18 protein-coding genes are annotated in these 15797 nt (G+C 70.7%); 8 read left to right on the forward strand and 10 right to left on the reverse strand.

The features are described from left to right. Positions 1-121 precede the first annotated feature (121 nt). Genes BLW76_RS02835 through BLW76_RS02845 form a run of 3 tightly spaced genes read right to left on the reverse strand, consistent with a single transcriptional unit; the run spans position 122 to position 2824 of the window. Complete coding sequence (locus BLW76_RS02835; protein WP_244170026.1) at positions 122-1249, reverse strand: bifunctional RNase H/acid phosphatase; 1128 nt, start codon at positions 1247-1249, stop codon at positions 122-124. Beyond that, entirely contained in the window at positions 1246-1983 is a 738-nt protein-coding gene (locus tag BLW76_RS02840) for a zinc ribbon domain-containing protein (RefSeq protein WP_091304285.1), read from the reverse strand. Before BLW76_RS02840 ends, BLW76_RS02835 begins: the two co-directional genes overlap by 4 nt. A 10-nt stretch (positions 1984-1993) precedes the next feature. Continuing rightward, positions 1994-2824, reverse strand: a complete 831-nt coding sequence (locus tag BLW76_RS02845; RefSeq protein WP_244170027.1) for a Nif3-like dinuclear metal center hexameric protein — start codon at positions 2822-2824, stop codon at positions 1994-1996. A 31-nt stretch (positions 2825-2855) separates the two neighbouring features. On the opposite strand from BLW76_RS02845, the gene BLW76_RS02850 reads away from it, so the two are divergent. The 4 genes from BLW76_RS02850 (at position 2856) to BLW76_RS02865 (ending at position 5661) form a co-directional block, all read left to right on the forward strand. Next, complete coding sequence (locus BLW76_RS02850; protein ID WP_091304287.1) at positions 2856-3422, forward strand: chorismate mutase; 567 nt, start codon at positions 2856-2858, stop codon at positions 3420-3422. 223 nt (positions 3423-3645) lie between these two features. Further along, positions 3646-4107, forward strand: coding sequence for a low molecular weight protein-tyrosine-phosphatase (locus BLW76_RS02855; RefSeq protein ID WP_091304729.1), 462 nt, complete (start codon positions 3646-3648; stop codon positions 4105-4107). Positions 4108-4156: 49 nt separating this feature from the next. After that, positions 4157-4990, forward strand: coding sequence for an SURF1 family cytochrome oxidase biogenesis protein (locus BLW76_RS02860; RefSeq protein ID WP_091304288.1), 834 nt, complete (start codon positions 4157-4159; stop codon positions 4988-4990). Between the two features lie 50 nt (positions 4991-5040). Beyond that, on the forward strand, positions 5041-5661 hold the full coding sequence (locus tag BLW76_RS02865; RefSeq protein ID WP_091304289.1) for an FMN-binding negative transcriptional regulator: 621 nt from the start codon (positions 5041-5043) through the stop codon (positions 5659-5661). A gap of 88 nt (positions 5662-5749) precedes the next feature. Here the strand turns inward: BLW76_RS02865 and BLW76_RS02870 are convergent, their stop codons facing one another. Together BLW76_RS02870 and BLW76_RS02875 are read right to left on the reverse strand one after the other, a co-directional pair. Next, positions 5750-6631, reverse strand: coding sequence for a cobalamin biosynthesis protein CobD/CbiB (locus BLW76_RS02870; RefSeq protein ID WP_091304290.1), 882 nt, complete (start codon positions 6629-6631; stop codon positions 5750-5752). 40 nt (positions 6632-6671) lie between these two features. Continuing rightward, positions 6672-7376, reverse strand: a complete 705-nt coding sequence (locus BLW76_RS02875) for a FadR/GntR family transcriptional regulator (protein ID WP_091304291.1) — start codon at positions 7374-7376, stop codon at positions 6672-6674. A 102-nt stretch (positions 7377-7478) separates the two neighbouring features. On the opposite strand from BLW76_RS02875, the gene BLW76_RS02880 reads away from it, so the two are divergent. From BLW76_RS02880 to BLW76_RS02895, 4 genes are all read left to right on the forward strand, one after another. Next, positions 7479-7973 (forward strand): gluconokinase, encoded by a 495-nt coding sequence (locus BLW76_RS02880; protein ID WP_167384439.1) that lies wholly within the window; start codon positions 7479-7481, stop codon positions 7971-7973. Further along, positions 7970-9337 carry a GntT/GntP/DsdX family permease gene (locus BLW76_RS02885; protein ID WP_091304293.1) on the forward strand — a complete coding sequence of 456 codons (1368 nt, stop codon included), beginning with the start codon at positions 7970-7972 and terminating at the stop codon, positions 9335-9337. The genes BLW76_RS02880 and BLW76_RS02885 overlap by 4 nt, the downstream gene beginning before the upstream one ends. Before the next feature lie 117 nt (positions 9338-9454). After that, positions 9455-9778 (forward strand): ArsR/SmtB family transcription factor, encoded by a 324-nt coding sequence (locus tag BLW76_RS02890; protein WP_091304294.1) that lies wholly within the window; start codon positions 9455-9457, stop codon positions 9776-9778. Next, complete coding sequence (locus BLW76_RS02895; RefSeq protein ID WP_091304295.1) at positions 9775-10278, forward strand: SRPBCC domain-containing protein; 504 nt, start codon at positions 9775-9777, stop codon at positions 10276-10278. Before BLW76_RS02890 ends, BLW76_RS02895 begins: the two co-directional genes overlap by 4 nt. 55 nt (positions 10279-10333) lie before the next feature. Here BLW76_RS02895 and BLW76_RS02900 read toward each other — a convergent pair whose 3' ends face one another. From BLW76_RS02900 to BLW76_RS02920, 5 genes are read right to left on the reverse strand one after another with little or no spacing between them, the layout of a single operon-like run. After that, complete coding sequence (locus BLW76_RS02900; RefSeq protein WP_091304730.1) at positions 10334-11302, reverse strand: N-acetylglucosamine kinase; 969 nt, start codon at positions 11300-11302, stop codon at positions 10334-10336. Beyond that, positions 11299-12564 carry a 6-phospho-beta-glucosidase gene (locus BLW76_RS02905; protein WP_091304296.1) on the reverse strand — a complete coding sequence of 422 codons (1266 nt, stop codon included), beginning with the start codon at positions 12562-12564 and terminating at the stop codon, positions 11299-11301. Before BLW76_RS02905 ends, BLW76_RS02900 begins: the two co-directional genes overlap by 4 nt. Further along, a complete protein-coding gene (locus BLW76_RS02910) occupies positions 12561-13451 on the reverse strand; it encodes a carbohydrate ABC transporter permease (RefSeq protein ID WP_091304297.1) in 891 nt (296 codons plus the stop codon). The genes BLW76_RS02905 and BLW76_RS02910 overlap by 4 nt, the downstream gene beginning before the upstream one ends. Further along, positions 13448-14440: a carbohydrate ABC transporter permease gene (locus BLW76_RS02915; RefSeq protein ID WP_091304298.1), complete on the reverse strand. Its 993-nt coding sequence runs from the start codon at positions 14438-14440 to the stop codon at positions 13448-13450. Before BLW76_RS02915 ends, BLW76_RS02910 begins: the two co-directional genes overlap by 4 nt. Beyond that, on the reverse strand, positions 14437-15795 hold the full coding sequence (locus tag BLW76_RS02920; RefSeq protein WP_091304299.1) for an extracellular solute-binding protein: 1359 nt from the start codon (positions 15793-15795) through the stop codon (positions 14437-14439). The genes BLW76_RS02915 and BLW76_RS02920 overlap by 4 nt, the downstream gene beginning before the upstream one ends. Positions 15796-15797 lie beyond the last annotated feature (2 nt).

Raw genomic sequence — 15797 nt, forward strand, 5'->3', positions numbered from 1 at the left:
TGACTGGGTCGATCTGGTGACCCGCCACCGCGGCGACGCGGTCGAGACACTGTAGCCAATACCCCATCCGGGGTCCGCCACGCGTCGGGGTTGAGCGTGATCCACCCCACATTTCAGCCGGTCAGGCGAGGTGCGAGGTGTCGTTGACGAGCCGGACCGAAGCGTTCCCGTCCGGGTAGAACTCGACGATCGACAGCGACGCCAGGTCCAGGTGCAGCCGGAACAGCAGCTGCGGCCCGGCGTCGAGGCCCATCCGGAGCAGCGTCTTGATCGGCGTCACGTGGCTGACCAGCACCAACGTCTTCCCGCCGTGCTCGGCGATGAGCTCGTCGCGGGCCTTGCGGACCCGCCGGTGGACGACGTCGAAGCTCTCCCCGCCCGGCGGCGGCACCGCGCTGTCGCCCAGCCAGGTCCGGTGCAGTTCGGGGTCGCGGTCGGCGGCTTCGGCGAACGTCAGGCCTTCCCACTCGCCGAAGTCGGTCTCGATGAGGCCGGGGTGGGTCTCGACGCGGCCGCCGAGCGCGTCGGCGACGGCCTGCGCGGTCTGCTTGGTGCGGGTGAGCGGCGAGGAGATGATCGGGACGGCTTCGCCGTCCACGACCAGGCCCTCGGTCGCGGCCAGCCGCTTCGCCGCCGCGGCGGCCTGCGTCCGGCCCAGCTCGGTGAGCGGGACGTCGCCGCGGCCGGAGTAGCGGCGCAGGGCCGACATCTCGGTCTGGCCGTGGCGGAGCAGGAGCAGCCGGGTCGGGGTGCCCTGGGCGCCGGTCCAGGCCACCGCCGCGCGGTCGGGCTTGCGGGTGGGCAGGCTCGGCTTGGTTCCGGGGCGGCCGGCCGCGGGCTTGCCGGTCGCCGCGTCCATGGCCTCGTTGGCCAGGCGGTCGGCGTGGGAGTTCTCCGCGCGCGGGATCCACTGGTACTTGACGCGCGCAAAGCCCGCGGCCAGCCCCTTGGCCTGCTCGGCCAGCGGCTGCATGTCCGGGTGCTTGATCTTCCAGCGCCCGGACATCTGCTCCACCACGAGCTTCGAGTCCATCCGGACGTCCACAGTGGACGCTCCGAGTTCGGCCGCGGCGGCGAGGCCGGCGATCAGCCCGCGGTACTCGGCGACGTTGTTGGTGACGACGCCGAGGCTTTCCTTGCGCTCGGCGAGGACCTGGCCGTCGCTGTCGCGAACCACCGCGCCGTAGCCGGCCGGGCCCGGGTTGCCCCGGGAGCCGCCGTCGGCCTCGACCACCACATGCAACGTCACAGACCCGACTCCAGGGTCCGGACCAGGATCGCGCCGCAGTTCTCGCACTGGATGACGTCGTCCTCCGGCGCGGCCTTGATCTCGTTGACCGTGTTGCGGTCCAGCTCCAGCTGGCAGGCGCCGCAGCGGCGGGCCCGCAGCAGCGCGGCGCCGATGCCCTTGTGCTCGCGGACCCGCTCGTACAGCTTGAGCAGCGGCTCCGGGAAGCGCGGCACCAGCTTCTCGCGGTCTTCGGCGCGGCGCGCGCGGGTGGTGTCGAGGTCCTTGAACGCCTCGTCGCGGCGGGTGATCGCGGCGGTGACCTCGGCTTCGGCCTTGTCGACCTCGGCGCCGGTGCGCTGCGCGTCCAGGCCGAGGGCCTCGCGCTGCTCCATCAGCTCCAGCAGGTCGTCCTCCAGCGCGCTCTGGCGGCGTTCGAGGGACTGCAGCTCGTGCTCGATGTCGGTCATCTGCTTCGAGTTCACCGTGCCGGAGGCCAGGAGCTTGCGGTCGCGGTCCTCGCGGGCGCGCACCGATTCGATCTCCTTCTCCTGCCGGGCGATCTCGCGGTCGAGGTCGGAGGCGGCGGTCTCCACCGAGACGAGCGCGTCGCGGCGCTCGCGGACTGTCTTCTCGCCGGCGTCGATCTCGGCCAGCTCGGGCAGGGTGCGGCGGCGGTGCGCGGTGCGCGAGAGCTCGGCGTCCACCTTGGCGAGCTCGAGCAACTGGCGCTGCACGGCGGGTTCGGCCTTCACGGTGCTCCTCTTAGATCGATGTGCGCTCGGCGCGGACGTTCCACGGGTCGGTGCGCCGCGTGGAGACGTGAACGTCGACGTTACCCGCAAACGCCTGCGCCACGAGCGCCGAGGCTTGCCCGCACCAGGGCCACTCGCTGGCCCAGTGGGTCAGCCCGACCAGCGCGGGCACCGGGCCGCGGCTCGCGAGGTGCTCGCCGGCGGGGTGATGCCGCAGGTCGGCGGTGACGAAGGCGTCGACACCGGCCTCGGTGGCCTGCTTGAGGTAGGAGTCCCCGGCGCCGCCGGAGACGGCGACGGTGCGGATCGGGCGGTCGGCGTCGCCCGCGCCGAGCACGCCGGGCACGGTCGCCGGGAGGGCGTCGGCGACGCGCTGGACGAAGGCCGCGAACGGCTCGGGCTGGGGCAGCTCGCCGATCCGGCCGATGCCGGTGACGCCGTCGGTGTTGGCCGCGAGCGGTCCGGTCACGCGGAGCCCGATGGCGTGGGCGAGGGCGTCCGAGACGCCGGGGTCGGCGGAATCGGCGTTGGTGTGCGCGCAGTAGAGGGCGATGCCTTCGCGGATCATCCGGTGGACGAGCGAGCCCTTGGCGGTGTCGGCGGGCACGCCGTGGACGCCGCGCAGCAGCAGCGGGTGGTGCGCGACGATCAGCTGCGCGCCGAGCTCGACGGCTTCGTCGACGGTCTCGGCGACCGGGTCGACGCAGAACAGCACGCGGCTCACCGGTTCGGCGGGGTCGCCGCAGACGAGGCCGACGGCGTCCCAGGACTCGGCGAGCTCGGGCGGGTAAGCCCGCTCGAGCACGGCGATGATTTCGGAAATGGCGGAAGGCGCGGGCACGCGGTGATTTTCGCATGTAGCTTTCGGAGCCATGCGCCTTCGGTCCTTGCTCGTCACGGTGACAGCGGCCCTCGCCGCTCTCCCGCTTCTCTCGGCCCCTGCGTCGGCTTCGAGCCCCACGTTGTGGCGGCTCACGGACCTCGCGGCCCAGCGCGTCGCGATCGCCGACCAGGTGGCCGCGGCGAAGTACGGAACGCCGTCGCCGATCGACGACCCGGCGCGCGAGCAGCAGATCTACGACTCGGTGGCGGCGCGCGCCCCGGGTCTCGGCCTCGACCCGGCGGACGCGGTGCGGTTCTTCCGCGCCCAGATCGAGGCGAACAAGCTGGTGCAGCGCGGCCTCTACGCGCGTTGGGACGCGCACCCGGACCAGGCGCCGACGACCCGCCCGGACCTCGGGCAGATCCGCCCGGTGATCGACGGGCTCAACACGAGCCTGCTGACGGAGCTGGCGGCGACGGTGCCGGTGCGGGCGGCGCGCTCGTGCCCGATCCGGCAGCGGGTGACGGCGGACGTGGTGGATGTCCTCCACCGGTTCGACGCCCTGCACGCGCGAGCGCTCGGCGAAGCGACGTCGGCGACCTGCACGGCGGGCTAGGGGCGCCCCGGCGGCGTCGGGCCGCCGCGGGCGCCGGGTGGGGTCAGTTGCAGTTGCCGCAGCAGCCGCAGCCCTGGCCGGTGCACTTCGAGCAGCACCCGTGCATGATCGCTCTCCTTCCGGTTCGCGTCCTCGCCCGATCGACGCTAGGTGGGGGCCGCGGGGCGCGGATACCGCCGAGCGGGCGGGTGACGGGGTGAACCCGGTGGTTACGCTCGCGGGCGTGACGCACATCGTCTTCGTCTGCTCCGGCAACATCTGCCGCTCCCCGATGGCCGAGCTGGTGTTCCGGGCCAAGCTCGCCGACGCCGGTCTCGACGACGCCGTGCGCGTGACGAGCGCGGGCACCGGGCCGTGGCACGCCGGCGAGCCCGCCGACAAGCGCGCCCGCGCCACGCTGAAAGCGCACGGCTACCCCACCGCGCACGTCGCGTCCGAAGTGTCCGACGAGGACCTCGGCGCCGACCTGCTGCTGGCCGCCGACGAAGGACACCTCGGCTTCCTGCGCGCCCGCGTCGACGACCCGGCGAAGGTCCGGCTGCTGCGGTCCTTCGACCCGTCGGCGCCCGAGGGCGCCGAGGTCCCGGACCCGTACTACGGCGGCGACGACGGCTTCGAAGACGTCCTCGGCATGATCGAACGCGCGGTGCCCGGTTTGCTGGATTGGGTGCGTTCGCGGCGGTAGAGGTCACAGCCGACGCAGGCGTTCGGACCGCACGGGCTACCGTGGTGGGGTGCGGTTGCGGTTCCTGCTCCGGCCCGGGTGGCTGGCTCTGACGGCGGTGGTGTTCACCTTCGCCGTCTGCTGCTTCACGCTGCTTTCGCCGTGGCAGTTCAGCCGCAACACCGAGCGCGAGCAGCAGAACGCCGCGCTGGAGACGTCGTTCACCGCGGCGCCGGTGCCGCTGCCGCAGCTGCTGCCGCCGGGGAGCGTGCCCGATCAGCGCACCGAGTGGCACCTCGTCTCGATCACCGGCCAGTACCTGCCGGACAAGGAGGTCATCGCGCGGCTGCGGACGGTCCAGGGCGAAGGCGCCTTCGAAGTCCTGACGCCGATGCGGACCACCGACGGCACGGTCGTGCTGATCGACCGCGGGTACGTCCGGCTGGACAGCAAGTCCGGCGCGCTGCCGTTCGCGCCGCCACCGGCCGGCACGGTGTCCGTGACGGCCCGGGTGCGCGCGGACGAGACCGACCCGAAGCACCGCGACGCGTTCGCCGACGCCTCGACCGGCGGGCGGCTGCAGAGCTACGTCGTCGACTCCCGGGTGGTGGCGCGCGCGGGCGGCCTCGACATCCGCCCGGGGTACTTCCAGCTCGACGTCGGCCAGCCCGGCGTGCTGGGCGCGCTGCCGCTGCCCCAGACGGACTCGGGCCCGTTCCTGTCGTACGCGCTGCAGTGGATCGCGTTCGGGGCGATGGCCCTGCTCGGCTGGCTGTACTTCACGGTCCGCGAGCTGAAGCCGGGCGGCGCGCTGGACGCGGCTGCCGCGCCTTCGTCGCGCCGGAAGTCCGTTGCGGAGATCCTCGCCGAGGACGAACTCGCCGAAAGTGGCCATCAGAAGTAGGCCGGAAATGGCCCTCTGACGAGGCCACTTCCCTCGGCGATACTCGGACCATGTTGATCCACCCGTGGGACGCCGCCGCTTCCGACTCAGAGTGGCGCGAGTGGCTGTCCGCACACGACTTCGGCCAGCTGATCGCCGGCGGAACGGGCCGCGACCTGCCGACGGTGACACCGGCGCACTTCGCGTTCGACGGCGACCGCACGATCGTCACGCACCTGGCCCGCCCGAACCCGATCTGGCCACTGCTGGAGGAGCACCCCCGGGCATTGCTGACGGTGATAGGCGACTACACGTACATCCGCGCGGACTGGAACGCAACGGCAGACCCGGCGTACGGCGTCCCGACGTCGTACTACGCAACGGTGCAGTTCGAGGGCAACGTCCGGCTGGTGGACGACCCGGCGGAGAAGGCGGCACTGCTGGAGAAGCAGCTACGCCACTTCGAGCGGGACGGCGCCAGGGCACCGGTGAGCGCCGCACCGGACGCACCGGACCGCCGGCTGCTGCCGGGCATCCGCGGAATCGAGTTCACGGTCACGGGGGTGCGCTCGAAGTTCAAGTTCGGCGGGAACCGCACGGCGGAGGACCGCGAGCGGATCGGAGCCCGGCTGGCCGAGCGGGACGGCCCACTGGACGCGGAGGCGTTGGCACAGTTGCGCCGGCGAGGCTGAGTCCTCCACGGGTTCGAACGTCCTGAACGACTCTTTCATGGCGTCTGGCGTCATGAAAGAGTCGTTCATGACACCGGCGCCGTGAGCGTCAGCGCCGAAGCCCCACCACCACCGCGGTCACCACGGCAGTCGCCCCAGCCAGCCAACCAACCACCCGCGAAAGCTCCACAGCCCGCGTCACATGCCCCGCATCCGGGTTACGCCCAACCCCCAGCACCGGCAGCTCCGCCACCCCATGCGGATACACCGTCCGGCCACCGACGCGAATCTCGAGGGCCCCCGCGAACGCAGCCTCCACACGACCCGCGTTCGGACTCGGATGGGCGATCGTGTCGCGCCGCCACGCGCGCCAAGCCCCACCCGCCGACCCGCCGACCACCGGCGCCGCCAGCACAGTCAACGCCGCCGCCACGCGGGTCGGAAGCAGGTGGACCAGCTCATCAGCCCGGTCCACCACCCAGTGACCACGACGGCCCGCGCGTGCCCGCCGCAGCAGGCTCACCGCCCGGGCTCCGAGCAGCCCCGGCACGCCCGCCAGCGCACCCCAGACCAACGGCGCCACCACGGCGTCGGACGTGTTCTCCGCCAGCGTCTCCACCGACGCGCGGGACAACGCGATCGCGGTCAGGCCCTCGGTCACCCGGGGGTCCAGTTCGGACAGTGTCGTGCGGGCCGGCTCGAAGCGGCACTCCTCGAGGTCGCGGGCCAGCTCCGTGCCCTGCTGGGCCAGGCCGGCCGCGCCGAGCACCGCCCACGTCGTCACCGCCGTCGCCGTGGCCTGGACCAGTGGCCTGCCGCGGGCCGCCCGCTCCAGCAGCGCCCCGCCCGCGACCAGCGCGCCCGCCACCAGGACGCCCGAGCGGTGCGGGAGCCGGCGGAACGCCGTCACCGGGGGCCGTCGCCGGGGGTCGCCGAGGGCGCCGTCGGCCGCCACACCCAACACCAGTCCGATCGCGCGCGCCGCGCTCACCGTGCCCCCCGGCGGAAGAAAGTCCAGTTCCCGAGGGAGGCTACTCGACCTCCGGGCCGCCCTCCGCCACCAGGGCTGCGATCTCGTCGCGGGCCTGGACGACGATGTCGCGCATCGCCCGCTCCGCCCGGTCCGGCTCCCCGGCGGCCACCGCCGCGGCCACCTCGACGTGCAGCGCCACGGCCTCCGGCTGCGGCTCCGGCGGCATCAGGCCGTGCCCCGTGCGCCCGGTGAGCACCTCCGCGACGACCTCCGACAGCTGCCCGAACATCGGGTTGCGGGACGCGGTCAGCAGCAGGTCGTGGAAGGCGATGTCGAAGCCGAGGAACGCCGAGAGGTCGCGGGCGCGGGCCGTCCGCGCCAGCCGCTCCCCCAGCGCGCCCAGCCGGCCGCGTTCCTCCGGCGTCGCGCGCAGGGCCGCGTACCGCGCCGCGCACGGCTCGATCGCCGACCGCAGCTCGTTCAACGTGGCCAGCGCCGCCGGACGGGCCAGGCCGTCGAGCTGCCAGCGGATCAGCCGCGGGTCGTAGTGGTTCCACTCCGCCTGCTCCCGGACGATCACCCCGACCCGGCGCTTGCTGCTGGTCAGCTGCATCGTCTCCAGCACGCGGACGACCTCGCGGGCCACGGTCCGCGAAGCGCCGAAGCGCTCCTGCAACTCCTCGGAACGCAATACCGTGCCCGGCGCCAGTACGCCGTTCGCGATCTCCGCGCCCAGCGCGTCCAGGACTTCCTCGTGCCTCACCCGATCAACTTAGCCGTCTGACTCGATTAAGTAGTACTTCATCTTGAATAAGTAGTACTTTTGAGTTTCACTCACCTGGGCACAACGAAGTGGGAGGTGCGGATGACCGTCATCGTGGTGATGGGGGTGTCAGGCTCCGGGAAGACGACGATCGGCACGGCGCTCGCCGAGGCCCTGGGCGTCGAGTACGCGGAAGCGGACACGTTCCATCCGAAGGCCAACATCGACAAGATGACCGCGGGCACGCCGCTGACCGACGAAGACCGCGCCCCCTGGCTGGCGGCCATCGCGGGCTGGATCCGCGAGCACCAGGCCAGCGGCGGCGTCGTGACGTCGTCCGCGCTCAAGCGCCGGTACCGCGACGTCCTGCGCGGCGGCGGTGACGTCTGGTTCGCCCACCTGCACGGCGACCGGACGATCCTCGCCGAACGCATGAAGTCGCGCTCGGGCCACTTCATGCCGGTGTCGCTGCTGGACTCGCAGCTCGCCGACCTCGAACCGCTCCAGGACGACGAGCCCGGAGCGATCTTCGACATCCGCGAGACACCGGCGGAAATCACCGCGGCCGCGCTGGCCGCCTTCCGGGAGCACGCGTGAACGCCGTCCTCGCCGCCGGCTGGACCGGCCACTCGACCCGCCTGATCATCGCGACCGTCGTCGCGATCGCCGTCATCGTCGTGCTGATCACGAAGGTGAAGCTGCACCCGTTCCTGTCGCTGGTCCTCGGCTCGCTCGCGCTCGGGCTGACCGCCGGGATGCCGGTCGACAAGCTGCTCAAGAGCTTCACCACCGGCGTCGGCAGCACGGTGGCGTCCGTCGGCATCCTGATCGCCCTCGGCGCGATGCTCGGCAAGCTGCTGGCCGACTCCGGCGGCGCCGACCAGATCGTCGACACCGTGCTCGGCAAGGCCCGCGACAAGAGCCTGCCGTGGGCGATGGCCCTGGTCGCCGCGCTGATCGGGCTGCCGATGTTCTTCGAGATCGGCCTCGTGTTGCTGATCCCGGTGGTGCTGCTGGCCGTCAAGCGCACCGGGAAACCGTTGATGCTGCTGGGAATCCCCGCGGTGGCCGGGCTTTCGGTGCTGCACGGGCTCGTCCCGCCGCACCCGGGCCCGCTCGCGGCGGCCGGCGCGCTCAACGCGAACGTCGGCGTCACGCTGGCGTTCGGCCTGCTCGTCGGCATCCCGACGGTGGTCGTCGCCGGGCCGCTGTTCGGCAAGCTCGCGGCGCGGCTCGTGCCGGACGCCGTCGCCCCCGAGCGGCTGATCCCGGAACGCGCCGACACGAGCAAGCCGCGGCCCAGCTTCGCCGCCACGCTCACGACGGTGCTGCTGCCGGTCGTGCTGATGCTGGCGAAAGCGCTCTCGGACATCCTGCTGGCCAAGGACAACCAGGCTCGCAAGATCCTCGACTTCGCCGGCGACCCGCTGATCGCGCTGCTCGCGGCGGTGCTGGTCGGCATGGTGCTGCTCGGCCGCCCGGCCGGGCTCGGCCGCGACAAACTGTCCACTGTGGTCGGTGACTCGCTCGGCCCGATCGCCGGGATCATCCTCATCGTCGGCGCGGGCGGCGGGTTCAAGCAGACCCTGGTCGACGCGGGCGTCGGCGACGTCATCACCGGACTGGCCAAGGACGCGAACCTGTCGCCGCTGCTGCTCGGCTGGCTGGTCGCGGTGGCGATCCGGCTGGCGACGGGCTCGGCCACGGTCGCGACCGTCTCGGCGGCGGGCATCGTGGCCCCGCTGGCCGCGACCATGGACCCGTCGCAGAGCGCCCTGCTGGTGCTGGCGATCGGCGCCGGTTCGCTGTTCTTCTCGCACGTCAACGACGCCGGGTTCTGGCTGGTCAAGGAGTACTTCGGGCTCTCGGTCGGGCAGACGCTGAAGAGCTGGTCGGTGATGGAGACGCTGATCTCGGTGGTCGCCATCGCGCTGATCCTGCCGCTGTCGCTGGTGGTCTGAACAACGCCACTTTCACGTAAAAGTGACCCGGAGGCTGCCTCCGGGTCACTTTCACGTGAAAGTGACCCGTGGAGCGGGGCGTTGACATGTGACCTTTTGGTCACCTATTTTGGGTGAGTGCCCGACGACGACCTGGTGTTCAAGGCGCTGGCGGATCCCACCCGCCGGTTCCTGCTCGACCTGCTCTTCGAGCGCGACGGCCGCACGCTCACCGAGCTGGAGAGCCAGGTGGAGATGACCCGCTTCGGCGTCATGAAGCACCTCAAGCTCCTCGAAGAAGCCGGGCTCGTCGTCACCCGGAAGGACGGGCGCGAGAAACGGCACTTCCTCAACCCCGTCCCGATCCGCCAGATCCACGACCGGTGGATCGACAAGTACACCGAGCGCCAGGTGACCGCGCTCCTCGACCTCAAGAACGAGCTGGAAGGCGAAGAACCATGACGAACACCGTGCAGGTCCACCGCGTCTACATCAAGGCCACCCCGGAACGCATCTGGGACGCCATCACCAAGCCCGAGTGGACGCAGAAGTACGGCTACTCCGGCCTCGTCGACTACGACCTCCGGCCCGGCGGCAAGCACCGCACGCACCCGACGCAGGACTTCATCGACGCGGGCTTCACCGGCGACCTCGTCGACGGCGAGGTCCTCGAGGTCGACCCGCCGCGCAAGCTCGTCATGACGTGGAAGCTGCTGATGAGCCCCGAGGTCGCCGACGAGCCCTACACGACCGTCACCTACGACATCGAAGAGACGAAGACCGCGGGCACCAGACTGACCATCACCCACGATGTCACCGCCGCCCCGAACACCGCTGCCCTGGTCAGTGGCCAGATGGAGGACATCAACGCCGGCCCGGGCGAGAACGCCGGCGGCGGCTGGACCTGGATCCTCTCCGACCTCAAGTCGCTGCTGGAGACCGGCGAGATCCTGGTGCCGTGAAGGGGTCTGGCGGGACCGGCCCCGCGCCGCTTCGGGGCCGGTCCCGCCAGAGTCTTCAGACGCGCTGGGTCGCCGCCTTGAGCGCCGCCTTCGCGGCCTCGGGCGCGCCCAGCGTGTCGAGCCCGAACAGCGCCGCGCCCACCACCGGGTTGACGTCGACGACGCGGACCACCGCGCGCGGCGCGACCTTGAGGCACCGCCGCTCGATCTCCGCGATCACCGGCGCGCCGACCCCGGTCAGCACGCCGCCGCCGAGGACGATCTCCGGGGCGTCCTCGGTCAGGTCCAGCTCGCGGAGGATCACCGCCGCGAACACGCTGACCTCCTCGACGAACCGCGTCACGATGTCCTGCGCGACCTCGTCCCCCGCCGCCGCCGCTTCGAACAGCAGCGGGCACAGGCCGTGGATCGACGCCGGGTCGATCTCCTCGAAGTGCAGGCCCTGCACGACGTCCAGCAGCGTCGGCTTCCCGTAGTAGGCCGCCACCGCCGGCATCAGCGCCGTCCGCGGGCCGCGGCCGTCCTCGGCGCGGACCGCCCACCACAGGGCCTCCTCGCCGAGCCGGTAGCCGCCGCCCCAGTCACCGGAGATCTTGCCCAGCGCGGGAAAGCGGTGCACGCGGCCGTCCGGGCCGACACCGGCGCCGTTGATCCCGGCGCCGCACACCACCGCGACACCCACCCCCGCGCTGCCCGCCCGAAGCAGCGCGAGGGTGTCGTTGCCGACGGTCAGGGTGTCGCTCCAGGCGCGGGCGGACAGCGCCGCGTGCAGCACCTCTTCCTCGCGGGGGAAGTCGAGCCCGGCCAGGTACGCGGAGGTGTGCACCGCTTTCGGCGTCTTCCCGAACGCGGGGTAGGCCTCGAGCACGAGTTCTTCCAGCGCCGCCACGCACCCCGCGACGCCGATGTTCTGCGGCGACGCGCCGGGGCCGCGTGAGGACCCCAGCACGACACCGTCTTCCGAGATCACCAGGACCTCGGTCTTGCTGTTGCCGCCGTCGATCGCGATAACCGCAGGCTTCATCCGCGGGCCCACGGCAGGTACTCGCGGTTGATCTGGACCAGCGAGTCGGCGAGCGTGTCGGCCTTCGTGTACTGGCCGACCAGCGGGTGCGCCAGCAGCGCGTCGGCCACGCGGTCGCGGCCACCCTTCAAGGCCGCTTCCAGCGCCAGGTACTCGTACGACGTGGTCGCCGCGATGAGCCCGGCGAAGCGCTGCTCCACCGGCGGCTGCGGGATCGGCGTGGCACCCTTCGAGTCCACAGTGGACCTGGCTTCGATGACGGCGTCGTCGGGCAGGAACGGGAAGGTGCCGTCGTTGCGGACGTTCACCACGTGTTCCTCGGCCGGGCCGCCCGCGGTCAGCGCGTGCACCAGCTGCACCGCGGCCTCGGAGTAGTACGCCCCGCCGCGCTTCTCCAGCGACTCCGGCTTCGTCACCTGCTCCGGGTCGAGGTAGATCTTCAGCAGCTCTTCCTCGACGTCGGACACGACGTCCGCGCGCGGACGCTCGGTGCGCTGCTTGGTGACCTGCTCGTCGTGCGCGTAGAAGTACTTCAGGTAGTACGACGGCACCACGTTCATCCGCCGCAGCCACTTCTCCGGCACGCTGACCTCGTTCGAGAGGTAGTCCAGGTGCCGGTCGAGGAGCTCGGGCAGCCGGTCGACGCCGTCGACCAGCGCGCCGCGCTCCCAGCTCAGGTGGTTGAGCCCGGTGTGGACGAGCTTGACGTCGTCCGCGCCGACGCCCAGGAGCCGCCCGAACTGCCGCTGCAGGTTGATCGCGACGTTGCACAGCCCGACCGCGCGGTGGCCCTCGTTGAGCAGCGCCCGCGTCACGATGCCGACCGGGTTGGTGAAGTTGACGATCCACGTGTCGTCGCCGGCGATCTTGCGGACGCGGTCGGCGATGTCCAGCACCACCGGCACCGTGCGCAGCGCCTTCGCGAGGCCACCCGCGCCGGTCGTCTCCTGGCCGACGCAGCCGCAGGCATGCGGGAACGTCTCGTCCGAGCGCCGCGCCCGCTGCCCGCCGACGCGCAGCTGGATCAGCACCGCGGACGCGCCGTCGACGCCTTCTTCCAGCGACTGCGTGGTCCGCACCCGCGCCGGGTGGCCGGCGTGGTCGAGCAGCCGCTGGCTGAACCCGCCGACGGCCTCGACGCGGTAGGCGTCCGGGTCGACCAGCACGATCTCGTCGACGTCCAAAGTGGACCGGCGGCCGGCGATCCCGTCGATCAGTTCCGGCGTGTAGGTGGACCCGCCACCGACGACTGCCAGTTTCATCCCTTGACCCCCGTGAATGTGATGCCCTTGACGAACGACTTCTGCGCGAAGATGAACAGCACGATCACCGGCGCCATGATCAGCGCGGTCGCCGCCATCGTCATGTTCCACTCGACGTGGTGCATGCCGCGGAAGGACGCGATGGCCAGCGAAAGCGGCCAGTTGTCCTGGTTTTCGCCGGTGTAGAGCAGCGGCCCGAAGTAGTCGTTCCAGGTGAACAGGAAGCAGAACATGGCGGTGGCCGCGATCCCGGGCTTGGCCATCGGGATCAGCACCCGGTACATGGCCTGGAACTCGGTGCAGCCGTCGATCTTCGCGGCTTCGAGGTAGTCCTTCGGAATCGTCAGGAAGAACTGCCGGAGCAGGAAGATCGAGAACGCGTCGAAGAAGAAGTACGGCACGATCAGCGGAACCAGCGTGCCGGTGAGCCCCATCCGCACCCACAGGTCGTACAGCGGCACGACGGTGACCTGCGGCGGCAGCAGCATCGCCGCCACGGTCAGCATGAAGAACAGGTTCTGCCCGCGCCACTTGAGCTTCGCCAGCGCATACGCCGCCGGGATCGCCGAAAGCAGCGCGCCCACCGTCGCCAGCGCCGAATACAGCAGGCTGTTGCCGAAGTATTCGAGCAGCGGCGCCTTCTGGAACACCTTGACGAAGTTCTCGAAGTGCCATTCGGTCGGCCACAGGCTCGCCGTCATGGCCTGGTCGCTCTTCATCACCGCGGTGAGGAAGACGAACAGCAGCGGCAGCATGAAGATCACGCCGAGCGCGATCCCGATCGCATGCGTGGCGATGAACGACAGCCGCTTGTCCCAGGTGCGCTTGAACCTGGCCCTCGGCGGCACACCCGCCGCTTTCTGCGGCGCTTCGGCCAACGCGGTCATGCCCCCTCCTCCTGGTGCTGGGACTTCCTGAGCTGGCGAACGAGAATCCAGGTGAAGCCGGAGCTCACGATGAACAACAGGACGGCCATCGCCGCCGCGTAGCCCATGTTGAAGTAGCGGAAGCCCTGGACGTACAGCCAGATCGGATACGTCAGCGTCGAGTTCTGCGGCGCGCCGATGAGCTTCGAGTTGCCGGCGACGTCGGCGGTGCCCGCACTCGCGGAGGCCGCGACGATCGCCTGCGTGAAGAACTGCAGCGCGTAGATGATCGAGTTGACCACGCCGAACAGCAGCACCGGCGAAATCGACGGCAGCGTGACGTGCCAGAACCGGCGGATCGCGCCGGCGCCGTCGAGCTCGGCGGCCTCGTATTGCTCGGTCGGGACGTCCAGCAGCGCGGCCAGGATGATGATCATCAGCTCCCCGGAGCCCCACAGCGCCAGCAGCGTCAATGCGGGCTTCGACATCGCCGGGCTGTTGAACCACAGGCCGCCGTCGATGCCGACGAGCCGCAGGAACCGGTTGACCGGGCCGAACTCCGGGTTGAACACGAAGACGAACGCCAGGGTGGCCGCCGCGGGCGGGGCGAGGGTCGGCAGGTAGCAGAGCGTCCGGACCAGGCCGACACCCGACTTGAGCCGCGCGATCACCGAGGCGATGCCGAGGGAGAACGTCACCCGGCAGACCGTCAGGACGACCACCAGCCACAGCGTGTTGTACGCGGCCGTGCCGACCAGCGGCTCGGTGGTGAACATCCGGACGTAGTTGTCGAAGCCGATGAACTGCGGCGGGTTGATCAGGTCGTAGCGGGTGAAGGAGTAGTAGACCGTGGCGATCAGCGGGTAGCCGAAGAAGATGAGGAACCCGAGGAACGCCGGGGCCATGAAGAACAGGACGGTCCGGCGGCGCTTGGCCCGCCGGGCCCCCGCCCGCGCCTTGCTCGGCGCGGACGGGGAACCCTCGGCCTTCGCAGCGAGGGTGGAGGTCATCCGCCCGCGCCCTTCTGCTTCAGTTCGTCGTTGACCTGCGCGTCGACCTTCTTGAGTCCTTCGGTCAGGTCGGGCACCGCACCGGCCTGCCACTTCTCGGCGAAGTCGTTGACCGCCTTGAGGTGCGCGTCGCCGATCGGGGTGGTCTGGTTGGCGACCAGCTTGCCGCTGTCGTAGATGTCGAGGAACGTCTTGAACTGCGGCTGCAGGTCCAGGCGCGGCGAGGTGAGCGACGCCTTGGTGCTGGGCACGTTCTTCAGGCCGTTGGCCATGTCCACCAGGGTGTCGGTGTCCAGGGTGACCTGCTTGATGAGCTCCCACGCGGCGCCGGGGTTCTTGGCGCCCTTGGGGATCGCGATGATCGTGCCGGTGGTGAAGCCGCCGCCGTAGTGGTCGGCCATGCTGTCGAGCACCGGCGCGGGCGCGGTGGCGTAGTTGAGGGTCGGCGCCTGGTCCTTGATGAACGCGGTGCGGAACTCACCGTCGTAGATCATCGCCAGCTTGCCCTTCTGGAAGCCGTTGTCGGCGGAGTACTCGTCGCCGAGGCCGGCCTTGAACTGCTCGACCTTGTCGTGGCCGCCGAGGAAGTCGATCATCTTCTGCTGGAACTCGAACATCGCCTTCCAGCCGGGGTTGGTGGCGAGGTCCGACTTGCCGTCCGGGCCGAGGAAGGGCGCGCCGAAGTTCGGCGCCCAGTACTGGGCCTGGTTGGCGTAGAACGGCATCGAGGGCAGGAAGCCGGCGACCTTGATGGAGCCGTCCGGGTTGAACTCGGTGAGCTTCTTGGCGTCCTCGAACCACTCGGTGGTGGTCTTCGGCGGCGAGGTGATGCCCTTGGCCGCGAACATGTCCTTGTTGTAGTAGAGCCCGTAGACGTCGGCGAGCATCGGCATGGCGCACCGCTTGCCCTGGTACTCGGTGTAGTTGCGGACGGCGTCCGGGATCTGGGTCAGGTCGATCTTGTCGCGCTCGATGTAGGGCTTGAGGTCCTGGAAGCTGCCGGTGGAGCACCAGGCGCCGAGGTTGTCGGTGTAGAAGGAGATGGCGACGTCGGGCGGGTTGCCGCCGCGGATCGACTGGGTGAGCTTGTCGTCGTCCTGGTTGCCCTCGTGCTTGATCTCGATGTTGGGGAACTTGGCCTTGAGCTTGTTCAGGCCCGCGGTGACCACGCCGTACTCGCGGTCGGTGAACTTGGAGTACACGGTGAGCGTGAGCTTGTCGTCCTTGCCGGGTGCGGCGGCTGCGTCCTTTGTGGATGGTGCGGCCGCGCCGGAACAGGCGCTGGTCAGCAGGACGGACGCCGCGGCGGCGGCCACCAGCAGTGCGCCGCGGCGGGTCCGGGTGGTCGGGGGCATGG

This window comes from Amycolatopsis tolypomycina (genome assembly GCF_900105945.1).
In the GTDB taxonomy this organism is placed as follows: Bacteria; Actinomycetota; Actinomycetes; order Mycobacteriales; family Pseudonocardiaceae; genus Amycolatopsis; species Amycolatopsis tolypomycina.